General features: G+C 73.8%; 5 protein-coding genes. 3 read left to right on the top strand and 2 right to left on the bottom strand.

Annotation, left to right across the window (positions count from 1 at the left end; genetic code table 11):
• Positions 1-287: 287 nt before the first annotated feature.
• Together BZY54_RS45310 and BZY54_RS45305 are read right to left on the bottom strand one after the other, a co-directional pair.
• Positions 288-953, bottom strand: a complete 666-nt coding sequence (locus BZY54_RS45310; RefSeq protein WP_086731189.1) for a response regulator — start codon at positions 951-953, stop codon at positions 288-290.
• Between the two features lie 2 nt (positions 954-955).
• On the bottom strand, positions 956-1,951 hold the full coding sequence (locus BZY54_RS45305) for a HAMP domain-containing sensor histidine kinase (protein ID WP_086731188.1): 996 nt from the start codon (positions 1,949-1,951) through the stop codon (positions 956-958).
• 270 nt (positions 1,952-2,221) lie between these two features.
• Between BZY54_RS45305 and BZY54_RS45300 the strand changes: the two genes are divergently transcribed.
• From BZY54_RS45300 to BZY54_RS45290, 3 genes are all read left to right on the top strand, one after another.
• Complete coding sequence (locus BZY54_RS45300) at positions 2,222-2,548, top strand: TraR/DksA C4-type zinc finger protein (protein WP_086731187.1); 327 nt, start codon at positions 2,222-2,224, stop codon at positions 2,546-2,548.
• A gap of 70 nt (positions 2,549-2,618) precedes the next feature.
• On the top strand, positions 2,619-3,008 hold the full coding sequence (locus tag BZY54_RS45295; protein WP_086731186.1) for a TraR/DksA family transcriptional regulator: 390 nt from the start codon (positions 2,619-2,621) through the stop codon (positions 3,006-3,008).
• Positions 3,005-3,802, top strand: a 798-nt coding sequence (locus BZY54_RS45290) for a rod shape-determining protein (RefSeq protein WP_086731185.1), incomplete at its 3' end; no start/stop codon positions are given. The genes BZY54_RS45295 and BZY54_RS45290, both read left to right, overlap by 4 nt.

The raw sequence follows: 3,802 nt of genomic DNA, 5'->3' as shown, positions 1-3,802 counted from the left end.
ACACGGACGGCCGCGGCCGGGGCGGCGTGGACGAGGGCCGGCGGATCCGGCCGCGCGCCGTCCGTGTCGCTCGTGGTGAGCCCGGCGAGCAGGCTCAGCAGGGTGAGCAGTACGGCCGTGAGCAGCGCGAACGCCCTCGGGGCGGCGGCGCGTGACGCCCGGTGCATGCACCGCCCCCTTCGTATGGGCTCGGTCGTGGTCGTCGTACCCGGGGCCCCGGCCGGGGAGTGGCGGCCGGGGCCCCGGGTGGTCGGTGGGGTGCGGGTTCAGGTGGGGCGGGGGTGCGGTCAGGGTTCGACGAGGCCGGCGCGGATGGCGTACCGGGTGAGCTCCAGACGGTCGCGCAGGCCCAGCTTCTGCAGCAGGTTGGCGCGGTGGCGCTGGACGGTCTTGATGCTGATGAAGAGGATCTCGGCGATCTCCTTGGAGGAGTGCCCCTCCGCCACCAGCTTCAGGACCTCCTCCTCCCGGGGCGTCAGCACCTGGTCGGGGGTCTCCTCGCCGTGGCGGACCCGGTCGAGGTAGTTGCGGATCAGGGCGGTGACCGCGCCGGGGTAGAGGAACGGCTCGTCGCGCATCGCGGCCCGGCAGGCGGCGACCAGATCGCGGTCGGCGACGGACTTCAGCACGTAACCGCTGGCTCCGGCCTTCAGCGCCTGGAAGAAGTACTGCTCGTTGTCGTGCATGGTGAGCATCAGCACGCGCAGGTCCGGCTTGAGGGCGGCCAGCTCGCGGGCGGCCTGGAGGCCGGTCAGGCGGGGCATCGCGATGTCCAGGACGGCGAGGTCGACGTCCTGGGCGCGGGCCATCTCGATGGCCTCCGCGCCGTCACCCGCCTCGGCGACCACCTCCAGGTCCGGTTCCTGGTCGAGGATGAGCCGCACTCCGCGGCGCACCAGCGCGTGGTCGTCGGCGAGCAGGATGCGGATCTTGGTCGGGGTGTGGTCGGCCATGGTCAGGGCTGCTTCCTGGGATTGCCGGGGACGGGCGCGGTCAGCCGGACGCGGGTGCCGGGGGAGTGGCTGCCGGGGCCGGTGCCGCCACCCGTGCCGGGCGCGTCGGTGATGTCCAGCGCGGCCCCGATGAGCAGGGCCCGCTCGCGCATGCCGCGTATGCCGGCGCCCTCGCACGCCGCCTTGATGCCCCGGCCGTCGTCGGTGATGTCCAGCACCACGGCGCCCTCGGCGCGTGTGAGGGCGACCTCGACGCGTTCGGCGTCCGCGTGGCGGGCGGCGTTGGTCAGGCCCTCCTGGGCGACGCGGTAGAGGACGAGTTCCGTCTCCGGTTCCAGGGCGGGCAGGTCGGCGTCGAAGCGGCGCACCACCTTCAGCCCCGTGTGGGTGGCGAAGTCGGAGGTGAGCGAGGTCAGCGCGCTGACCAGGCCGAGGTCGTCCAGAACGCCGGGCCGCAGCCTGCGCACCAGTCGGCGGACCTCGTCCAGGCTCTCCCGGGTGATCTCCTGCACCTGGTGCAGATCGTCGCGCAGCGGGGCCTCGGCCTCGTCCGCGGCCCGCTTGAGCGCCAGCAGGATCGCGGTCATGCTCTGTCCCACCTCGTCGTGCAGTTCCTGGGCGATACGGCGCCGCTCGGCCTCCTGGGCGAGCAGCACGCGGGCGCTGCTCGTGGCCCGCTCGTGCTCCAGCCGGTCGAGCATGGCGTTGAAGGTGCGGATCAGCTCGGTGACCTCGCCGCCGCCGTCCACCGGGAGCCGCTGGCCGGGGCGCAGCAGGTCGACCGTGGTCATCAGCCTGGTCAGCCGGTCCAGCGGGGCCAGGCCCCAGCGCAGCAGCGCGGCGTTGGCGACCAGCATGACGACCAGGCCGCCCACCAGGATGACCGCCTCGGTGAGCACCACCGGTACGGACACGGTCACCGGAGCCCACAGCAGCAGCGCGGTGGCCGTACCCAGCACCACGGCATTGAGCCCGAAGATCCGCCAGAACAGGGACACCCGGTCGCGCCTCCTCACTTGGTGCGTGTCTGCCTCCACTGTCGGGCATCACGCACCCCGGACGTGTCGCGGGCCCTGTTCCTCGTCGAGCCTGCCCGTTCCGGGCGGTGTGGTCGATGGGTCATGGCCCCCATTTCGGCGGGGTACGGCCTACCCATCCGGTGCGGAGTGGGTCTTTGGACCTCACGCAAATGGGGTCTGGACCCGATGGGATCCGGGCGCCCGTGCGACCAGGGTGGAGTCAGTAGGCCGCACCGAAAGGAACCCGCCATGTCGCTCGACGCCGCCCGGACCGGGCCCCGCCCGCAGCGTCTGACCGCTCACGAGGCCCGACAGCGTCTCGAACACGCCCGTGGCACGCGGCTGGTCCAGCTGCAGGCCCTGACCGAGACCGGCCAGACGGCGGACGACCACCTCATGTCCGCGCAGAGGGACGCCATCGAGAGGGTGCTCAAGGAGATCGACGAGGCCTTCGCCCGCATCGAGGACGGCACCTACGGGATCTGCCGGGGCTGCGCCAAGCCGGTCCCCGTGGAACGCCTGGAGATCCTCCCGTACACGAGCCACTGCGTGGCCTGCCAGCGCCGGCCCGCCTGACCACCCTCCGCCGCTCTTCTCCCGTCACACGCCTCCCGGCCCTCGTCTCCCGCCCTGACCAAGGGGTGAAGTGGTGAACAACCAGATCATCGACGACCGCGACACACACCTGACGTCCGAGGACCTGACGCCCGAGGACCTCGCCGCGCTCCGCGAGAACCTGCGCGAGCAGCGCCGGTTCCGGCAGGAGCAGCTGCGGGAGATCACGGCCGCCGCCATCTCCCGCGCGGACGCCGTGCTCCAGCGGCAGGCCGCCTCGCAGGTCGAGGTCCGCGTCAAGCTGGCGGCATCCGCCCGGATGGTCCTCGCCGATGTCGAGGCGGCCCTCGCCCGCATGGACGACGGCAGCTACGGCGCCTGCCACCTGTGCCGGCGGCCCATCGCGCGGGAACGGCTGGAGATAGTGCCTCAGGCTCGCTACTGCGCCCGCTGCCAGCAGGTCAGGGAGGCCGGCCGGTGACCACGACCCGCCGGTCCCGGGCCGCGGCCGGCTCCGCCGTGCGCCACCGGCCGTGGCCGCTGTGCCGGCAGTGCTGCGGGGTCGCCCTCGACATGGGCAGTGCCCGCACGCGCGCGTGGATCAGCGGCCGGGGCCTGGTCCTGGACGTCCCCACGGTGACCTTCCCGGGCGCCGGCGCGGTGTACCCGATCCAGCGCGGCGCCATCGTCGACACCCCGGGGACCGCCCGGATGCTGGCCCGGCTGCTCGGCCACCGCCTGCCCCGCTTCGTCCGCCCGCTGGTCGTCGTGACCGCCCCCGTGCTGGACGGCGTCGCCTACCGCGCGGAGGCCCGTGCGGCCGTGGAGGTGCTGCGGCCGCGCAGTGTGCTCACCGTTCCCAGCGCCCGGGCGGTCGCGCTGGGCGCGGGCGCGGACCTGTCCCGGCCGCTGCTCGTCGTCGACATCGGCGCCCATCTCACCGAGGTCGTACTGCTGTCGGACGGCGCCGTCGTCGACGCCCGCCGCACCGCGCTCGGCACCACCGACCTGGACACCGCGACCCCGGCGGAGATCAGTGAGGCGGTGGCCGGCATGGTGACCGCGATGCTGCGGCAGGACCGTACGTCGCTCACCCTCGACGCCCTGCACCGGGGCGCGCTGCTGGCCGGCGGGGGCGCCCTGCGCCCGGAGATCACCTACCACCTCACCGGCCGGCTGCACGCGCCCCTCAAGGCCGTCGCGGCGCCCCACACCGCCGCCGTCCGCGGCGCCGCCGTCCTCCTCCACGCCGCCCACACCCACCCCGCGCTCACC

The organism is Streptomyces carpinensis (assembly GCF_002154505.1).
GTDB lineage: Bacteria > Actinomycetota > Actinomycetes > Streptomycetales > Streptomycetaceae > Streptomyces > Streptomyces carpinensis.
Note: the sequence above shows the minus strand (reverse complement) of the source record. Positions and strands in the feature narration are given on the sequence as shown.

What these genes read in the sequence shown, in the direction of transcription:
- BZY54_RS45300 (WP_086731187.1), top strand. Translation starts at nt 2,222, where the DNA reads ATGTCGCTCGACGCCGCCCGGACCGGGCCCCGCCCGCAGCGTCTGACC.
- BZY54_RS45310 (WP_086731189.1), bottom strand. Translation starts at nt 953, where the DNA reads ATGGCCGACCACACCCCGACCAAGATCCGCATCCTGCTCGCCGACGAC.